This window comes from Fructobacillus parabroussonetiae, assembly GCF_018437265.1.
Taxonomy (GTDB): domain Bacteria; phylum Bacillota; class Bacilli; order Lactobacillales; family Lactobacillaceae; genus Fructobacillus; species Fructobacillus parabroussonetiae.
The window spans coordinates 51,144-70,355 of the sequence record NZ_JAAMFL010000005.1 but is presented as its reverse complement, the minus strand read 5'-3'; the positions used below and the strand labels follow the sequence as shown (position 1 = coordinate 70,355).

At 47.1% G+C, this 19,212-nt stretch carries 18 protein-coding genes; 2 read left to right on the top strand and 16 right to left on the bottom strand.

What is annotated here, in order from left to right; translation table 11 throughout:
- Positions 1–18: 18 nt before the first annotated feature.
- From G6R30_RS03170 to xerC, 4 genes are all read right to left on the bottom strand, one after another.
- On the bottom strand, positions 19–2,031 hold the full coding sequence (locus tag G6R30_RS03170; RefSeq protein WP_213821392.1) for a KUP/HAK/KT family potassium transporter: 2,013 nt from the start codon (positions 2,029–2,031) through the stop codon (positions 19–21).
- Positions 2,032–2,263: 232 nt separating this feature from the next.
- Positions 2,264–3,160: a hypothetical protein gene (locus tag G6R30_RS03165; protein ID WP_213821390.1), complete on the bottom strand. Its 897-nt coding sequence runs from the start codon at positions 3,158–3,160 to the stop codon at positions 2,264–2,266.
- A 52-nt stretch (positions 3,161–3,212) separates the two neighbouring features.
- Positions 3,213–4,088, bottom strand: a complete 876-nt coding sequence (locus G6R30_RS03160) for an aldose 1-epimerase family protein (protein WP_213821388.1) — start codon at positions 4,086–4,088, stop codon at positions 3,213–3,215.
- Between the two features lie 71 nt (positions 4,089–4,159).
- On the bottom strand, positions 4,160–5,083 hold the full coding sequence (gene xerC, locus G6R30_RS03155; RefSeq protein WP_213821386.1) for a tyrosine recombinase XerC: 924 nt from the start codon (positions 5,081–5,083) through the stop codon (positions 4,160–4,162).
- A 131-nt stretch (positions 5,084–5,214) separates the two neighbouring features.
- Between xerC and G6R30_RS03150 the strand changes: the two genes are divergently transcribed.
- On the top strand, positions 5,215–5,463 hold the full coding sequence (locus G6R30_RS03150) for a hypothetical protein (protein ID WP_213821384.1): 249 nt from the start codon (positions 5,215–5,217) through the stop codon (positions 5,461–5,463).
- A gap of 34 nt (positions 5,464–5,497) precedes the next feature.
- Here the strand turns inward: G6R30_RS03150 and G6R30_RS03145 are convergent, their stop codons facing one another.
- From G6R30_RS03145 to lepA, 12 genes are all read right to left on the bottom strand, one after another.
- Positions 5,498–5,836, bottom strand: coding sequence for a type II toxin-antitoxin system mRNA interferase toxin, RelE/StbE family (locus tag G6R30_RS03145; protein WP_213821382.1), 339 nt, complete (start codon positions 5,834–5,836; stop codon positions 5,498–5,500).
- Positions 5,833–6,114, bottom strand: coding sequence for a hypothetical protein (locus G6R30_RS03140; RefSeq protein WP_213821380.1), 282 nt, complete (start codon positions 6,112–6,114; stop codon positions 5,833–5,835). The genes G6R30_RS03145 and G6R30_RS03140 overlap by 4 nt, the downstream gene beginning before the upstream one ends.
- A 129-nt stretch (positions 6,115–6,243) precedes the next feature.
- Positions 6,244–7,587, bottom strand: a complete 1,344-nt coding sequence (locus tag G6R30_RS03135) for a PFL family protein (protein WP_213821378.1) — start codon at positions 7,585–7,587, stop codon at positions 6,244–6,246.
- A gap of 27 nt (positions 7,588–7,614) precedes the next feature.
- Positions 7,615–7,881 carry an ACT domain-containing protein gene (locus tag G6R30_RS03130; protein WP_213821376.1) on the bottom strand — a complete coding sequence of 89 codons (267 nt, stop codon included), beginning with the start codon at positions 7,879–7,881 and terminating at the stop codon, positions 7,615–7,617.
- A 57-nt stretch (positions 7,882–7,938) separates the two neighbouring features.
- Complete coding sequence (locus G6R30_RS03125; RefSeq protein ID WP_213821374.1) at positions 7,939–8,382, bottom strand: nucleoside 2-deoxyribosyltransferase; 444 nt, start codon at positions 8,380–8,382, stop codon at positions 7,939–7,941.
- Positions 8,383–8,503: 121 nt separating this feature from the next.
- On the bottom strand, positions 8,504–9,676 hold the full coding sequence (locus G6R30_RS03120) for a hydroxymethylglutaryl-CoA synthase (RefSeq protein ID WP_213821372.1): 1,173 nt from the start codon (positions 9,674–9,676) through the stop codon (positions 8,504–8,506).
- Between the two features lie 54 nt (positions 9,677–9,730).
- Positions 9,731–11,356 (bottom strand): ABC-F family ATP-binding cassette domain-containing protein, encoded by a 1,626-nt coding sequence (locus G6R30_RS03115; protein WP_213821539.1) that lies wholly within the window; start codon positions 11,354–11,356, stop codon positions 9,731–9,733.
- Positions 11,357–11,453: 97 nt separating this feature from the next.
- On the bottom strand, positions 11,454–11,849 hold the full coding sequence (locus G6R30_RS03110; protein WP_213821370.1) for a hypothetical protein: 396 nt from the start codon (positions 11,847–11,849) through the stop codon (positions 11,454–11,456).
- Between the two features lie 80 nt (positions 11,850–11,929).
- Entirely contained in the window at positions 11,930–12,676 is a 747-nt protein-coding gene (locus tag G6R30_RS03105) for an RsmE family RNA methyltransferase (protein ID WP_213821368.1), read from the bottom strand.
- A gap of 9 nt (positions 12,677–12,685) precedes the next feature.
- Entirely contained in the window at positions 12,686–13,576 is an 891-nt protein-coding gene (gene prmA, locus G6R30_RS03100; RefSeq protein WP_213821366.1) for a 50S ribosomal protein L11 methyltransferase, read from the bottom strand.
- A 60-nt stretch (positions 13,577–13,636) separates the two neighbouring features.
- The gene (locus tag G6R30_RS03095; RefSeq protein WP_213821365.1) at positions 13,637–14,860 is read right to left on the bottom strand and encodes a zinc-binding alcohol dehydrogenase family protein; all 1,224 of its coding nucleotides are present in this window, start codon (positions 14,858–14,860) and stop codon (positions 13,637–13,639) included.
- Between the two features lie 116 nt (positions 14,861–14,976).
- Positions 14,977–16,830 carry a translation elongation factor 4 gene (gene lepA, locus G6R30_RS03090; RefSeq protein WP_213821351.1) on the bottom strand — a complete coding sequence of 618 codons (1,854 nt, stop codon included), beginning with the start codon at positions 16,828–16,830 and terminating at the stop codon, positions 14,977–14,979.
- A 241-nt stretch (positions 16,831–17,071) separates the two neighbouring features.
- Between lepA and G6R30_RS03085 the strand changes: the two genes are divergently transcribed.
- Positions 17,072–19,030, top strand: coding sequence for a S9 family peptidase (locus tag G6R30_RS03085; RefSeq protein WP_213821349.1), 1,959 nt, complete (start codon positions 17,072–17,074; stop codon positions 19,028–19,030).
- Positions 19,031–19,212: the final 182 nt, after the last annotated feature.

The following is a 19,212-nucleotide window of genomic DNA, read 5'->3' as shown; positions in this document are numbered from 1 at the left end:
TGCTGTTTTTTTATTTCATTATTCTGAAATTGGTAAGTTCTTTACTTCGAGTTGCCGCAGTTTGAGCACCTGTCGGTGTTCAATAAAGAGCGGTACTATCTCTTCAACTGTATCCGATAAACGGAGACGGTAGAAGTAACGAAGGTGAACAGAATGGGATTGCAGCCAGACACGGCCACCAATTAAGAAGCGATCCCAGGATGAAATCTGGGAAACCGTCTTCAAATCCGTATAGTAATTGTTCGTTAAGACGTATTTAAAGTCCCCAACGGCACGGTTCTTATCAAGGCCGTAGCGGATCTTTTGTGGCTCCAAATAGCCCTGCTTAACCAAGGTCTTGGCAATATGTCGGATGTAGTATTCGACCTGTGGATCGACTTTAAAGCCAAGGTTCAAAACAACCCGAACCATGTTTTGGCTACCCATCAAATCGACCGAGTAGGACTTTTCATAAGGATTAATCGATTCCTTAATCGTGACAAACCAATAAACCTTGGCCCGCTTTGGCCGAGCGCCCAAAAGGGAGTAAATCACGGATTTCTTAATCTGATAATCATCGTGCACATTCACAATGTAAACCAGATTATTGGCCATGAGTGGTTCTTCTTTATCATGGGCTAACTGCATCAACTGCCGGCGATAATGCTTCAAGGACAAGTAATCATTGTTGTACGACAAGGCCTCCCGGCGCTTGTTTCCGTAATACCAGAAAACCATCACCGAAAGAATGAGCAACATCAAAAGTACCGTGAAATAACCACCATAAATGAACTTAACGAGACTAGCAACCAAGAAGAGGCTTTCAAGCAAGCCAAAAGTCATGGCGAACAAGACTGCGTATAAGAGCTTTGTCCGCGCCCGAATATACTCAAAGAGTAAGAGCGTGGTCATTAACATGGTCACGGTAATGGCCAGGCCATAGGCCGATTCCATGTTGTGTGAGGTCTGGAAGAGTAAGACAACCAGAATGCCTGCTGCAAACAACAACCAGTTGACAAAGGAAATGTACATTTGGCCACGGAAAGTATTAGGATAAGCAATCCGCAAGCGAGGCATCATCTTTAGCGAGATGGCCTCAGAAACGAGGGTAAAGGCTCCCGTAATCAGGGCCTGGGAAGCAATGACTGCGGCAACCGTACTCAAAATAACACCAACTAGGCGCCATTGGTTTGGCAAAATATCAAAGAAGAGGTTTAGATTCGTGCCGTTGACCGAGTGCAGAATCGTCCAGGCCCCCTGCCCCATGTAATTTAAAATCAACATCGTATAAACAAAGGGCCAACTGAGATAAATGTTTTGCTTACCAACATGCCCCATATCGGAATAAAGGGCTTCCGCTCCAGTTGTCGCCAGGAAGATATTCCCCAAAATCAAAATCCCGAGGTGGTTATCCGAGCTGAAGAGTGTCTGCACCGCATAAACAGGCGAAATCGCCTTTAAAATCTCTGGATAAGCCAGAACTTGTAAGAAACCGAAAAAACCAATGAAGGTGAACCAAATCAACATCAAGGGGCCAAAGAGACGGCCAATTTTCGTCGTTCCCTTCCGTTGCAGCGTAAAGACGAAGAGCAGAATCGTTAAAACAACTGGTACGACAAAGTCCGTTCCCGTCGGAAAGACCAGTGCACCAAAGTGTTGTCCTTCCAATCCCTCGACCGCCGATGTCACCGTCACCGCAGGGGTCAGTGCTCCATCTGCCAGTAAGGCAGCGCCGCCAATCATGGCAGGTAGAATTAGCCACTTCATCTTACTCGTTCGCACTTTACTGTACAGTGAGAAAATACCACCTTCACCGTGATTATCAGCCCGAAGCGCAATCAACACATACTTCACGGTCGTAATCAACATTAAGGTCCAAAAAACAAGTGAAATGGAACCAATCACGAGCGCTTTCATGTCGTCCGTGTGAACGTTACCGGCGATAATCGCATTCATGGTATAAAGAGGCGATGTTCCAATATCGCCGTACACAATACCAAGGGCAATTAAGAAGGCCCCGTAGCGAAAGCCAGATTTCTTTTCTTCAACCATTTTATTTCTCCCAATCATTGCATCATCGATCAAAAAGAATGCCCAACGGACTTCCATGCAAAATCGATCAAACAAAGTCATGCAGAGTTTAACGCTTTCAATTAACGGAAACAAGTCTTTTTGGTAAAAAATGGTAAAAAAAACGACACCCTTTCGGGTGCCGGGTAGGTAGATAGATACTACCCAGTTGGTCAAGAACTAGTATAGCACATTTTAGCTGAAAAAAATGCTGTTAATGCCAACCAACTTCTTTTACGGTCGAATGAATCATTGGCGTTTGGTAGCGGTCAGACAAAGCCAGCGTAACAAAGGCAGAAGGGAAAATCAGCCAGGCCTCTAGCTGATCCTTTGATAACTGCCCCGTCAATGTCAACACCAATTCCACTTGGTCCTTATACTTATCTGACAAAGTCGTTAACAAGGCTTCCAAATCAGCCAAATCGACTTGGGCCAACATATCGGCGGATAGCTCAAGGTTAACAAAGGTCGCACCAAAAGTCAGGGTTTGCTCAAAGGCCTCTGTCAAAGAAGCAGTGGTCAAATCACTGACTTGAACCGTTTCGATGCAGGCAACATGAGCGGCAGCTGCAGCATCACGGACTTTGCCTTGTAGATTCTCATCTAAATGGCTGGGAATGAAGACGGCATCGAACAGTTGCCCAGAGACTTTTAAGGCCGAGGTCAAAAAGAACGCTTGATCAGCCGGGGCCATCTCCCCTTGACCACCCTCATTCGTTGTCGCATAAGCTAAGAAAAGGAAGCGATCCCCAACCGTTTCCTTGGCATTGGTTGCGAGTTCCTGGACGACTTGTGCTTGGATGCTTGGCCAATTCGCCAAGAATTCCTGGTGGACTTGTTCAAGTTCAGCTTTCATGGCGGCCTTTTTCATGGCTGATAGATCACCATCATCAACCGCTTGACCGCCCCCTGCCTTCACCTGATCCCAAATCACCTCTTTGGAAAAATCATCGGCAATGGCGTCAGCCTGCCAAATCACCGCATCGGGATTTTCTTCATTTAAGAGCGTTTTAAAGGGCGTAAACTTATCGTTTGGTCCCAAGGCCATTGGTACGGTTAAAGTGGCCTGATTGATGGCCGCTTTTTCTTTGATCTGCGTTAAAAAATCCATGTCATTCACACAAAAGCCAGCTGCTTAGCAACTGGCTTTCCCTTATTTTGATTTAGAAGAAGTTCATCGAGTAAGAACCATTAAAGGTATCGCCGGCAGCAAGCACATTGTTGCCAAACTTTTCCTTAAAGTTCCCGGTCGCATCGACCGTGTCCGCAATTCCCCACCAGGGTTCAACGGCAATAAATGGTGCGTCTTTTCCAGCAGGCGTCCATATACCAAGGTACTGGGCGTTATCAACCGTCATTTCCATGCCGTGTTGGTTTGCCAAACGAGCCAACAAGAAAGTCGTCTTCTGTCGATCCAACTTCAAAATAATGGCATCGTCATGATAGTCCTCTTGGCGAAGACGCAAGGGAATATCCGCATTAAAAGGCGATGGCATGTTCGGATTGGAGTATGGTCCAACCAAACGAATGCGGTCATAAATCTTTTCAGGTTTCACCGATAAGTAATAATCCGAGAACTTACCGCCATCGAGAGGTAAGTTAAAAGCCGGATGACCACCAACTGAAAAGAACAAGGATTTCTGCTTATCCGGGTTATGGACCTCATAATCAACAAAGAGCTCCGTCCCAACTAACTTAAAAATCACATCAAATTGGAAGGAAAAAGGATAAATTCGCCAGGTGGCTTCAGAATCGGTCAATGAGAAGCGAACGTAATCGGCATCCTGTTTGACAATGTCAAAATCCATGTTTCGGGCAAAACCATGCTGGTTCATATAGTAAGTTTGCCCGGCCAAGGTGTATTGGTCACCTTGTAAGCGACCAACAATTGGAAAGAGATTGGGCGCATGGCGTCCCCAATACATGGGATCCCCGTACCAGATGTACTCCAGGTTCGCTTCCTTGTTGAAAGCCGAAACGAGCTCAGCCCCGTGCTGGTTGATTTTAACAATAAGTTGGTCGTTTTCTAGCGTTATCATAGTTCTATTCTACTACCTCTGCTAAATTCTGACAATAGTTAAAAATGCCTTTGTTAGGCAATTGGAAGCGGTTACTTATCAGACCGCTTAGCCCGTGGAAAATAGTTTTGATAAGAGGACTGGAGCATCGCTTTTGACACGTGCGTATAGATTTGTGTCGTTGATAAATTGGCGTGGCCCAGTAATTCCTGAACGGTTCGCATGTCGGCTCCCCTGTTTAACAAAGTCGTGGCAAAGGTATGCCGCAACATGTGGGGATGGATTTTGGCGGTTAAGGAAGTTTTGTTCATTAACTGATTCAAAATATACGTTACCCCAGCCGACGTTAACGCCCCACCATGATTATTGAGGAATAGTTCATCAGGCTTCTCCGCCATCTTATTTTTGGCAAACAAGTGCGGCCGTTCGTTTTCAAGATAATCGACCAGCGCCTTTTTAGCATAGGAGCCAAAGGGCACATACCGATCCTTATTCCCTTTTCCGTGCACCAGCACTAACTGGTTGGCCAAATCGACCTGGTCAATGGTCAAACTTGAGAGTTCCGAAACGCGAACCCCCGTGGCAAAGAGAAATTCGAGCAGTGCAGCATCCCGACGGTAGCGGGGATGATTGGATTTGTCGTAGGCGACTTTGAACAGTTCTTGTAATTCGTTTTCATAAAGAAATTCAGGTAAATGGGCCTGGTGCTTACGCAAGGCAACGCCCTCAAAGGGATTATCCTGGGCAATGCCCTCTTTTACTAAATAGGCATAAAAGTTCTTCAGGCTCGAAACCTTTCGCGCAATTGTCGTTCGGGCCATGACCGCATCATAAAGGCTGGCCAAGTAGACGCGGACATCCAAGGGCTGGACCTTTTGAAAAGTCGTAAAGCCGCCATTGTCTTTTAAATACTCAACAAAGGCCTGAATATCTTTTTCATAAGCCTGAACGGTGAGTGCCGAATAGCCACGTTCCGCATTTAAATACGATTGATATTGTGCCAGTTCTTTCTCCATACCTTTATTATACGCTAAAAGGCAAATCTTAAGAAGAAGTAAAGACTCTTACGATTCGGCAAAAGGCCTAGTCGCCACGCCTTTTGGGCAGTATAGTGAACATAGTTAAACAAGTGCTAGGAGGCAATCGCATGAACTTACCAATTAATTCAAATACCGATTATTTGCGCCACAACTTGGAGATGAAGCGGGTTAAGTTTTCTGCCTTCTTCCTCCGTTTCCGCGATAACATCTTAAACAATCGCGACAAGCGTGTCGCCCTCGAAGAAGGTCGTCACTATGAAAACCAGCATCACCAAGCTTCTGACTTACTGACGAAGCGCGTCATGGTAGAAAACGATCGCTATGATTACGGTGCTCGCCCATCACGTCGACACTAATAAAAAGACCCGTTCGGGTCTTTTTTTGTTGCTGTTAATGTTTTTTCTGGTTGGTGCCAGAAAATAGATCGGAGTGTGAACCAATTCTAGCAATGAACAGTAAGTGAATATCTTTTCGATAGCGGTAAATCATTAAAATATCATTTCTATCATTCGCCTGTTCACCCTTTGCAGGTGTGCGAATATGACACTCTCGATATTCATACCACTTACGATTCAAAAAATGACTATTAAACTCATTTGGCAGCGTTTCGGATTCCAGTAGCATCTCAATCACTTCCAAAATTTCTCGAACAATTCCGATATCCAATCGGTTATAACGCTTCAATGCTTTTTCCGCTTGTTCAGATAAGCGATAGTCAAATCGTTTCATGAATTAATCCGTTTCAGCAAGTCAACAAAATCCTGTTCCCCCTCTTTTGTTGGTAAAAGGCCGTTTTCTTCTAATTGAAACTGCGCCACCGAATAGGCTAACGAATCTTCTGGACTATCCAAAATAATTTGTATTAATTCTAAATTATCGCGATAAACCATTGGAACATCCGACTTGGAACGCGGAATTGCTAGTGGCTCACTTCCGCCTTGTTCTTCTAATTCAAACAGATAGTCTCTTAAGTTTTCTTTTAAAGATATATGTTTTAAAGCAATCATGAAAAACGCTCCTTTCGCTATGCAATTCTAGCCAAAGAATAACAGCCTTTCATTTCGTTGCATATAGCAAAAAGCGCGTCTTTGTCTCATATCAACAAAGGCGCGCTTTTTTATTCAACTGGCAATCAATTAGTTTTTAAACGAATGAATTGGAGCTGGCACGTGTCCCCCACGATTAATAAAGTCAGCCGATGACTTTGGTACAACGGGCATGACGGGAGCCGTTCCCAACAAGCCACCATAATCCACCATGTCACCAACCTTCGTGCCATTTGTTGGCAGAATACGAACCGCCGTCGTCTTATTGTTTTGAATACCGATGGCTGCTTCATCCGCAACCATTGCCGAAATGGTTGTGGCCGGTGTTTCACCCGGAATGGCAATCATATCAAGGCCAACGGAACAGACCGAAGTCATGGCTTCCAGCTTGGCCAATGACAGTGTACCAGCCTTGACAGCGTCAATCATCCCAGCGTCTTCTGAAACGGGGATGAAGGCACCAGAAAGACCACCAACGCCTTGAGCGGCCATGACGCCACCCTTTTTAACTGCATCGTTTAGCATCATCAAGGCAGCAGTCGTACCATGGGCACCGACTTGTTCCAATCCAATGGCTTCCAACACTTCGGCGACAGAATCGCCACGAGCTGGCGTTGGGGCCAATGACAAATCAACAATACCAAATTCGACACCCAGTCGTTCTGCCGCCAAGGAACCAACTAATTGACCAACACGGGTAATCTTGAAGGCCGTCTTCTTAATTGTTTCGGCCACCGTGGTAATGGACTCACCCTTCACTTTATCAAGGGCACGCTTGACAACACCCGGTCCTGAAACCCCAACGTTAATGACCACATCGGGTTCCGTAACCCCATGAAAGGCCCCCGCCATGAAGGGGTTATCTTCCACTGCATTGGCAAAAATAACCATCTTGGCGTTCGCCGTATCTGACAGATCGGTAATCTTTTTGACCGTTTCCCCCATCAATTTAACGGCATCCAAGTTCATCCCCGCCTTTGAAGAAGCGATGTTGACCGACGACATGACCAAGTCCGTTTCGGTCAAAGCCCGTGGCAGCGACTTAATCAAAGCCAAGTCCCCATGTGAAAAGCCCTTTTGGACTAGTGCGGAGTATCCACCCACATAGTCAACGCCGACTTCTTTGGCGGCATCATCCAATGCATGGGCTAATACCAAGATTTCCTCTTCATTAGCTGAACCCGCCACCAAGGAAATCGGGGTTACAGAAATCCGCTTATTCGTAATGGGCACACCGTATTCGCGTTCGATTTGCTGGGCGACTTTGACCAAGTCTTTGGCATAGGTCGTGATCTTTTGGTAGATGTTTTTCGCCGTTTCTTCGACACTACCACCCACTGTATCGAGTAGCGAAATTCCCATCGTGACCGTACGAATGTCGAAGTTATCCTCTTCAACCATCTTAATCGTTTCTTGAATCTGCGTTGTTTCCATCTGCTTATCCTTTTACTTTGTGGTGCCTTAAACGTGGGCCATGGTGTCGAAGATTTCTTCGCGCTGAACATGGACAGAGACGCCCATTGAAGCGCCCTTTTCCTTCAACGCCGCATGAATTTCGTTAAAGGAATCCTCTCCACTAATGGCAACCAACATGGACATCGTAAAAGTCGATGACATGATCGTTTGTGACAAGTCTAAGATGTTCACTTCATGCGCGGCCAATTCCGTTGCAATGCCAGCAACGATTCCCGTCTTGTCCTGCCCAACAACTGTAACAACTGCTTTCATAATCGTTTCCAATCCTTTTTTAATGGAAAGCCTGATTGGCTTTCTGACAATTAACCCTTAGATGACCGGTCCGTCGTAATCCGTTTCGGTCATTTTATCAAAGTCGTAGTCCGCCACGTCTTCTACCTTGTGCAGATAAGCCGTCAAAGACTTAGCCAGCATGAGATTCAAGGTTTCCGTATCCTCTTTGATCGTCAACACTGGTATTTGCTTGGCATAGGCGTACCCGAGTTCCCAGGCCGTCCCCGAATCCGTATCAGCACCGTCAAAGTCCGACAAAGCCACGATGACATCGGCATCGTCAATGGCTTGAACATCTGAGGCGAAAGTGACTTTTTGCCACTCGGGCGAAAACATTTCGTATTCCTCGTGCTGGTGCTTTCGGGGTGAGAAAACATCACCGATTTGTGGGTGATCAGCTAGCACCTTTTCCAAGCGTTCCACTTGGGCAATCTGCGTTTCAGAAAAGAAAGGTCCTGCCAGGTAAACTCGTTTTGCCATGATAAACTCCTTCATTTTGTCTTGAAACTAGTTTAACAAAAAAGAATGACTTGGGGATGACTTTGTTAACATTTTTGACATAAAAAAGCCCTGGCATTGATTGCCAAGGCTTTTCAATTTTTTATTTGTTTGCGATTCGATATTGGCGATACTGCCCTTTCCATCCGATAAACTGGCAATTATTCGTTGCCTCTGGTGCATCGGTTGGCTGCTCATCCTTTGAATCAAAGCGTTGATCTCGGAAAACCGCCTCGTATTCAGCCATTGAAAGCGACCGTCGTGCTGCTAAGCGTTCTCGGAGTCCCTGATCGTCAATCACCTCTTGAAAGCCATCGGTTAGCGTGATTGAAAACAATTCAACCTCGGCACCAGAGCCAAAGGAAAAGAGTCCAATTCGGTTCCCTGCCGCTAAGCCGTCAGCACGGCCTAAGAGGGACAACAGTGATAAGTAGAGCGATCCAGTGTAAAGATTTCCAACATGCCGGTTATAGTACTGGGCATCCGCTAAGCGCTCTTTGAACAAACGTTGTTTTTCTTCATCGACTTCAGGCAAGATTTGATCAAGGGCCTTCTTAGCCATCTTTGTATAGGGCATGTGAAAGGCCCAGCCATCGAAATCAGACAAGGCCAGGCCACTAGCTGCTTGGTAGCGTGTCCACAGCTTTAAGAACATGTCCTTATAAACATCGGTGGATTGATGGCCATCAACTAAGGCAATGTCGGAATCAATTGGTCGCCAGAAGTCAGGTTCATCCACTGTCATGTAAACCGTATCATCGTTAATCGTGGCGATCTTTGGATCCGCCGAAATCAACATGGCCACTGCGCCGGCTCCCTGGGTCACTTCCCCTGGGGTCTTTAATCCATAGCGGGCAATATCTGAGGCAATCACCAGGACTTTTTTATCAGGATGAAGCGTGACAAAGTCCTTGGCCTGCATCAGTGCAAAGGTTCCAGCATAGCAGGCCTGCTTCATTTCAATCGCTCGAATGGCATCCTTTAAGCCAAGAAAATTCTTTGCAAAGATCGCCCCTGACTTTGAATTGTCGACCGAAGATTCGGTGGCAAAAAGCAGCATCTCGATTGCTTCACGATCCACCCGGTCGATAAAAGTCATGGCCGCATTCACGCCCATTGTCACCACATCTTCATAATTGGGTTGAACGGATTGGGTGGTCTGTCCAATCCCAATCGTGTATTTGTCGGGCTCTTCATGACGAGCCTTGGCCAAATCCACCATGTCTAATGACAACGCTGGCGTATAAAAGGCCATCTCTTCAATTCCAACAGACATTTTGCTCTCCTTACCCTGCCATGTAAAAAAGCGCTCAACGCGCTTTTAACTTACTTAATCATACAATGCTTTGACCTTTGCTTGAATGGCATCCGACGTAATGAATTCATCATAAGTCGTATCCAAACGATCCACAACGCCCTTATTTGACACTTCAACAATGTGGTTGGCCGTCGTTTCCAAGAACTCGTGATCGTGCGAAGTCATGATCACAGAACCCTTAAAGGCCGTGACGGCTTCGTTGAGGGATTGAATGGACTCCAAATCCAAGTGGTTGGTTGGATCATCCAGCAACAAGACATTGGCCTTTAAGAGCATCATCTTTGCCAAAACGATTCGGACCTTTTCACCACCGGAAAGCACCTTAATTTGCTTCAAGGCGTCGTCACCCTTAAAGAGCATCTGACCAAGCATACCACGCAAGGACGTGTTATCCTTTTGCTCTTCTTCTGCAAAGTCACGCAACCAGTCCAAGATGACCATTTCTTGATCATCAAAGTTGTCGTTCAAATTCTTTGCCAAGTATGACTGTGAGGTGGTAACACCCCAGGTAATGCTTCCTTCATCCGGCTCCATTGTACCGGCTAAGATTTGCATCAAAGTCGTCGTAGCCAAATCAGAACGGGAAAGAATGGCAATCTTGTCACCAGGACGACCAGTAAAGGTAATGTTATCCAGGACTTTTTCGCCATCGATGGACTTTGAAATGCCTTCGACTTTGACCAAGTCGTTCCCCATTTCACGGTTGATTGGGAAGGAAATATAAGGGTACTTACGTGATGAAGGCTTGATATCATCAAGTGTGATCTTATCTAATTGCTTTTTACGGGCCGTTGCTTGTTTGGACTTCGAAGCGTTGGCAGAGAAGCGAGCAACGAATTCTTGCAACTGCTTAATCTGCTCTTCCTTCTTGGCGTTTTGTTGCGAAGCGAGTCGTTGCGCCAATTCAGCGGATTCGCGCCAAAAGTCGTAGTTTCCAACGAATGGCGTAATCTTACCGTAGTCCACGTCCAAGATGTTCGTCGACACAACGTTTAAGAAGTGACGATCGTGGGAAACAACAATCACGAGGTTTTCAAAGTCAGCCAAAAAGTCTTCCAACCAAGAAATCGTTTGAACATCCAAACCGTTCGTTGGCTCATCCAAGACCAAGATGTCAGGATTACCAAAGAGCGCTTGGGCCAATAGAACCTTCACCTTATCGTTTTCCGTCAACTCCCCCATCATGGTGTAATGCATGGATTCGTCAATGCCTAGCTTCGTCAACAACTGTGCCGCTTCCGCCTCAGCGTTCCAGCCATCGAGTTCTTCGAATTCGGCCGAAAGGTCCCCAACGCGCACACCATCCTCATCTGAGAAATCGGGCTTGGCATAGATGGCATCCATCTCCGTCTTTACTTCGTAAAGGCGCTTGTGACCTTGAATCACTGTATCCATCACAGTGGAATCGTCAAAGGCGAAGTGGTCCTGTTGCAAGGAAGACATTCGAGCACCTGACGAAATGTTAATGCTCCCTTCTGTTGGCTCTAATTCGCCTTGGAGCAACTTCAAAAACGTCGATTTTCCAGCGCCGTTTGCACCGATAATCCCGTATGTGTGACCGGGAATCAATTTTAGGTTCACATCCTGGTAGAGTTTCTTACCAGAAAAAGAAAAAGTCATGTCTGAAACAGTAATCACGGTGTTTCCCTCCGTTTTCATTAAAATACGCGTTTTACCTTATAACAGTCTAACAGAAAAACGCCCAAAATTGGGCGTTTTTTCTTGATCGATTCACTTAGACATCCTGGTAACCACCATCAACGGGTAGTTCGTTTTCGTCAGGATCGTTTGTTGTATTGGCCAGATAAGTAAAGAAGGTCAAAACGAGGTACAAAAAGGCAAGGTAATAACCATAGGTCTCGTTCACCAGGCTAAAGAACCAGTTGGATAGAAGAGCAAAGACTAAAGGTTGCAAGAAAACGTAATAGAAGTGAAAGCCCTTTTTACGAATGGCGTAGCCGAAGGCTAAGGCAAACCCACCATTCAAGAAAAAGTACAACACAAGCACCTTACTCAAGGTTGACAAGTTATAGACCGATGCCAAGTAAGGCAACAACAAAGTGACGATTGCCATCGTTAATAGCCACTTCGTCAGGCTTTTCTTCAATCCGTTCATTACTGCTTGCAACATCGGTCTTCCCCGTTTTTTCGTTTTATTATCTTACTATTATAGTTTCTTTTGACAAAGTCGGCAAGCACATTAGAGGCGAATCAGCGCCCTTCTTCCAAGTCCCAAACAGTCGATAGGGCAGCCAAAGCATATAGGGGCGCCGTTTCGGCTCGGAGAATGCGTGGGCCCAGGCCGGCTGGTCGAAAGCCGTGTTCTTCTAATTGCTTAATTTCCGTTGCCGACAAGCCCCCTTCGGGGCCAAAGAGGATGGCCAACCGTTGCCCATCAGCCAGACGCTTAGCCGTTTTCAACAATTGTGCCTGTTCCCCTTCTTTCGCCGATTCTTCCCAGGCGACCAATCCCTGATCCTTTTCTTCCGTTAGAGCGGTTGCATAGTCTTCCATGATAATTTCTGGGACTTTTAAACGGTGGGACTGCTCGGCAGCATTGAGGGCGATTTTTTCAAAGCGGGCAATCTTCTTTGCTTCTTGCTTGCCCCAGTCAACAACGGTTCGCGCCATCTTTGTTAGCACAATCCGGTCAACCCCTAACTCCGTTGCTTTTTGAATGAACCAATCCGTTCGGTCGTTTTTAACCGGTGACACAATCACCGTCACTTGTACGGGGAGCTCGACTTTTTGTTCGAGCTCCTCTTGGACTTCAATCACCGCTTGATCAGCATTCAGGTCCAGCAGCTTGCCGACAACCAAACGCTGACTGGGATCGACAAATTCGGCTTGACTGCCGACTTTGGCACGGCGAACGCGCACCAAATGATGGTAAACCGGTTGCTCAGACGTTAGAACCAGACGGCCTTCAATTGCTTTATCTAAAAAATAACGATGCATGAAAGCCTCCTAATCCTTTTCATCAATCAAGCGGCAGCAATAAGCGTGCCAGGTCCCCGACTGCATCTTCTGTTCAATGACAAAGTCATGGGCGAGCAAGGCTTGTTCGATTGTCGCTGCCACATCATCATAAATACCAGACACCAAGAAGTGGCCGCCTGCCTTTAATACTTGACGAACTTGTGGAATCAAGGACTCAATCACGTCCGCTAAGATATTGGCTAAAACCAAATCCACACCAGAATGAACAAAATCGCTTGGAACGTCCTGCATTAAATCAGAAGCTAAAACGGTCACGTCCTTTGCCACCGGATTCAAGGCGAGGTTTTCTTCTGCCGTCTTCACAGCCGCATCATCAATGTCTGTCGCCAGTAATTCGCCAACGCCAAGGTGTTTGGCCGCCACGGCCAAAACGCCCGAACCGGTTCCGACATCAATCGTCTTCTCGCCACCTCGAACGACGATTTCAAGTGCTTGAAGCATCAATGACGTTGTCGGATGGGTACCCGTTCCAAAAGCCTGATCAGGGTCCATGACGATGAGTTGTTCACCGTCTTGTTGCTTCTGATAATCCTCCCAGGCCGGAACAACGGTAAAGCGATTGGTCACGCGGCTAGCATGGTAGTAATTTTTCCATTCGTTTTCAAATTGATCCGAAGCTAAATCACGATTATCAACAGGCTCAGCAGAAAGCGCTAGGCCCTGATCAGCTAATAGTTGTAGACCAACCTGGTAACTTTGGATTCGTTCTTGCCAGCCGTCTTTTCCTTGATCTTCATAAATGGTCAGCTGGTCATCACCCTGCTGCACGCCATCGGCGCCAAGGTCAATCAAAACCGATACCACCAGGTCCTGTAATTCAGCCGGTACCTGCCAGCTGATTTGTTGATACTTTGTCATCAGAAAAATCCTTTTTAATTAAAAGCCGGGAACCAACCGGCCCCCGGCTTCGTTTTCAATTTAATAACGAGTCGTTGCGTTTTCATCATTCAACTTGGACTTACCAGTCTTTTCAGCCTGACCGTCCTTTTCCTGAACGTTGTCTGGCCCATCAGAGAAATTCGACTGCTGGTCAGCACTTTCACTGAGGCCACGACCAATTTCATTGGCCGCTTTGATGTTTGGGGCAAAGTCCACGACGACTTTGCCAATGGCATGGTGCCCAGCCACATCCTGAAAAGCCGAGCGAATACTATAGGCGGACAAGCCGTGGTAGACCTTGGTAACCGTGGAACGAACAATACCCTTATCCAAGAGCTCAGCCATCTTTTTCAAGATTTGCCCTTGTTCTTCCAAGTCCACATTGTAATTACCACGGGCAAGCATGAAAATCCATGAGAAGGAAGCGGACTTACTCTTCAACGCTCCTAAATCAACCGGTAGCGTTGTATCAACAATGGCCGCAATTTCCCCATAAGGTCGAATTACCCGAACCATAAAGTCCCAATAATCCGTTGTGTCTTGCAAGTTAGCGATGGCATCGACGGTTTCATAGCCCGAATCGTTTAATTGGCGATCCAGGTTCTGATGATAGTCCAACACCAAGTCAGCGCCAAGCTGGCGAACCCATTCCTTCGAGTCCGTCGTTCCAGCCGTGGCAATCACGGTCATCCCCATGTACTTGGCCAACTGAATTAAGACAGAGCCGACACCGCCAGCACCATTAATGACCAGAAGGTTCTGACCCTTAGCCGCGTCCTTTTCAACCGGCAAATGCAAGCCGTGGTGCAAAATGTCATAAGCCGTTACCGAAGTCAGTGGCATGGCCGCAACCGATACATCATCTAACTTTTCAGGAGCCTTGGCTACCATCTTGGCATTGATCACCTGATAGGCAGCATCAGCACCTGGATGGTGCTGTTTGCCAACATAATAGACGCGGTCGCCCACGGCAAAGTCCTTGACAGCAGCACCGACCGCATACACGCGCCCAACGACATCCAAGCCAAAGATCCGAAAAACACCCTTATCCTGGTAGCCCGAACGCATTTTTACGTCGACCGGGTTAACCGAGGAGGCCAAAACCTGAACCAATAGTTCATCCGGTTTTGGTTGTGGCTGATTGACCGACCGTTCGATAAAGGCATCGTCTGCCGTTAATGGTCCATTGTGTGTCACACCGACCGCATCCATCTTTGGACGAAAGTGGTCTGAAATTGATTCCATCACTGATTTAAAAGCCATATCTCCTCCTTTTGAGGGTTGTCATTGATTAGCTTCATTCTAACCCAGTGACCATGCTTTTTCAATGATTCCCCGTCAATTCCGCTCAGTTGAGCAAATCGAGAAAAAAGAGATTCTTAATTACCACGAGCGTACTTTTCATCATCTTCTGTCCGCAAGACGGCCATGAAGGCTTCTTGTGGCACGGTCACCGTTCCAACCGCTTTCATTCGAGCCTTTCCACGCTTTTGCTTATCCAAAAGCTTGGCACGACGATCCGGATCACCCGTATGAATCTTTGAGGTCACGTCCTTTCGGTAGGCCTTAATGTTCGTTCGGGCTAGAATCTTGTTACCAATGGCAGCTTGAACCGGAATCTCGAAGTTTTGTCGTGGAATGATTTCTTTCAGCTTTGCTGTAATAATTCGACCACGTTCTGCGGCAAAGTCCTTGTGAACGATGAAGGACAAGGCATCCACTCGTTCGCCATTTAAAAGAATATCAATCTTGACCAAATCTTCTGAGCGATAGCCAGACAGCTCGTAATCCAGGGAGGCGAAGCCACGCGTTGACGACTTGAGACGATCGAAGAAATTAAAAATAATTTCAGACAATGGTAAGTAATACTTCACATTGACTCGGTTATCATCCAGATACTCCATCGTGTCGAATTCGCCACGCTTCCGCTGCGCCAGTTCCATGACCGCCCCAACGTATTCTTCAGGCACCATCAACTGGGCATGCACGTATGGTTCTTGAATTTGCTTAATGTTTTGTGGCTCCGGCAATTCCGATGGGTTTTCAATCATCAGCGTTTCGCCATCAACCGTCTCCACCTCGTAGGTAACGGACGGTGCCGTTGTCACAAGGTCAAGGTCAAATTCGCGCTCCAACCGTTCCTGAATCACATCCATGTGCAAAAGACCCAAGAACCCAACACGGAAACCAAAGCCCAAGGCCTGCGAAGTTTCCGGTTCAAAAGTCAGAGCAGCATCGTTGAGTTGCAGCTTTTCTAACGCCTCACGCAAATCACCGTACTTGGCGTTATCAGCCGGGTACAAACCGGAATAAACCATTGGCGTCATGGGCTTATACCCTGGCAATGGTTCGTCGGCGGGATTGTTCACCAAAGTCACTGTATCACCAGAATGAGTGGTCGAAATATCCTTAATGGCAGCAGTCAGGTAACCAACATCCCCCGCCATCAGATAATCACGTTTCTGAGCATCCGGTGACATCACACCGACCTCGGTCACTTCGTATTCGGCGCCCGTGTTCATCATACGAACTTTATCACCGGGCTTAACGAAACCTTCACGAACACGGATGTTCACCACAACCCCACGATAGGGGTCGTATTGGGAATCAAAGATCAAAGCACGCAATGGCGCTTCCAAATCACCATCCGGCGCTGGAAAGTCGGACACGATCCGCTCGAGCAATTCTGGAATACCAATTCCCTTTTTTGCAGAAACGAGCACGGCGTCTTCGGCATCTAAGCCAATCATATCCTCGATTTCCTTTTTTACCTTGGGCACATCCGCCGAAGGCAAATCAATCTTGTTCAAGACTGGCAGAATTTCCAAATCGTTATCAATGGCCAAATAGACGTTGGCCAAAGTCTGCGCTTCAACACCCTGCGCAGCATCAACAACCAGAATCGCTCCTTCCGCAGCAGCCAAGGACCGTGACACTTCATAGGAAAAGTCAACGTGTCCCGGCGTATCAATCAGATGGAAGATATACTCTTCCCCGTCATTTGCCTGATAGTTCACTTCAACGGCGTTCAGCTTAATCGTGATGCCACGTTCCCGTTCCAAGTCCATGGTATCGAGCAGTTGGCTCTGCATGTCTCGTTCGGCAACGGTTTTGGTTTGCTCCAAGATGCGGTCAGCAATCGTCGATTTCCCGTGATCAATATGAGCCACAATGGAAAAATTGCGAATCCGCTTTTGTCGTTCTTTTAATTGGTCAATTGTAAAATCAGCCATCTTTACCTGCTTTTTTATCGTTATTTAGTCCCCTCTATTTTACACGAAAAAGGCAGTGAAAGAAAGCCAGCGATTTCGCTCACTCCCGCAATTCACCCGCTTTAATGGTCGTTTATTAAAGAAAAAGCCAGTCGCCTTTCATAGAAAAGAGCGCCTCCTTCTTTTTCTCATCATTTTCACATAAAAGCCCTTTCTTTGTTATACTTAGCAAAAGAAGACAAGAGAAGGAGGCCGCCGTCAAATGCCAGGAATTCAAATAAAGGATCTTTACCAACTAAAAAGCTTGAGTCAGCCCTTTGCCACAATGGGCCGCACCTTTGTCGTCGAAAACCGAATGGACGAAGGCAAAAACGACTATCAAGCCGACATCGTTGCCATTAAGGCAGACGGCACAGCCCGTCCCTACACCAATGGCGGAATGAACGTCCAGCCAATCGTTGCTGGCAACACCCTTTACTACCGGCACAAAGACGAAAAGGGGCACTACCAGTTAATGGCCATGCCAGTCGATGGCGGTTCCGCTCAGGCCCTCACTTCAGGGAACGGTTCTGTTGACGAGATGCACTTTAGCCCAGACCAAACAACCCTCTTTTTCAAAGTCTGCCAAAGTCCATCCCCAGAAGAGGCCGCTGATGAAGCACTCACCCCTCGTCACCTGACTCAGGTGCAAAACAAAGCAGACGGTATCGGCTGGCTGCCGACTGAAAATGTCTACGAACTAGCAAGCTATGACATCCAGACGGGCAAGCAGGAAATCCTAAAGAGTTTCAACCACGATTTTCATTTGCAAGACGTCGCAAGCGACAATACGTCATTCGCCTACCTGGCCCCTGCCCATCCCGATTGGACCGAACAATTCGACGATACCCAGGCAGTCTTCATTTACGATACAAAATCAGAGGAAACATCTTATATCACAGTCTCCATTCCCGAAGGTATTTTCACTGATGCCAGCTTCTCACCGGATGGTCAACAGATGGTCCTTATCGGTTCTGACTATCACGCCTATTCGGCAACCATTAACCAAGTCTATCGCTACGACTTTGCCAGCAAGGAACTCAGCAAGCCCGTCCAAGATGATCAAATCAACATTGGTTATGGGAATTCGATCGCCGAAGACTGGACCCAGCAACCCGCCCACGTTTCAGGCTATTGGATCAATAAGAACACTTACATCTACACGGCTATTCATAAGGGAAACAGCCAGTTCTATCTTTACGATGCCAAGACCCAGACGACAAAAAAGGTCCACGAAGCGGCCCGCAATATTATCGACTTTGCCATGAAGAATGAAAAAACGGTTATCTTCGTTCACTCCACGGCTGAAAAGGCAGCAGAGTTGCACGAACTCAATCTTGAAACGGGCGACGAGCAAGTCCTGTACAACCCAAACGCCCAATACGAAGAGAGCCATGACTACGCCTCGACCGAATCCTTCTACTATCCCACAACGGATGGCAAAACCGAGATTCAGGGCTGGTTCACCAAGGCACAGACCGAAGCTGACAAAGCGCCAATCATTCTTTACATCCACGGGGGGCCTCATGCCGCCTTTGCCAACAGCTTCTTCCAAGAGTACCAGGCATTGGCTAGTGAAGGCTTCCACGTCCTCTACGTTAATCCGCGTGGTTCAACGTCTTACGGGGAGGACTTTGCCAAAGACGTGCTTGGTCACTACGGGGAAAACGACTATGCCGATGTGATGGCTGGTCTGGACTATGCCCTTAGCCACTTCCAAGGCATCGATTCGGATAAAGTCTTTGTTGCAGGTGGCTCATACGGTGGTTTCCTCGCCACTTGGATCATCGGCCACACTAACCGCTTCCAGGCCGCCATTGTTCAACGCCCGGCCATCGATTGGTTCAACCTCTACCACAACTCCGACATTGGGGTGTCGTTCACCTCTCACGAATTAGGTGCTGACCTTTACAAAGACAAAGCTTTCAAGCTCTACTGGGAAAAGTCGCCGATCGCCTACGCCGACCGAATCAATACACCAGTTCGCATCCAACACGGTGAAGAGGACCGCCGCTGCCCTGTCAGCCAAAGTGAAGCCCTCTTCACCGCCGTTAAGCGCACCGGAACCGACTGTGACTATATCCGCTACCCACAGTCCTTCCACGGTCTCTCCCGTAATGGCAAACCATCCCTGCGTGTCCGACGCATAGAAGACATCGTCAACTGGTTCAAGCGATATTGATAAAGTCAAAAGCCCTATCATAAAAGATAGGGCTTTTATTTATGCTTATTTGTCATAAATACACGGATTGCTTGCAAGAAAAAACGCCTCAGAATATACTAAAGTCACAAAGAAAAGGGATGCGGCGGGCACCACATCCCCTCTAGCAGACCCACAAAGTGGTGATGCACCTTTAATAGTTG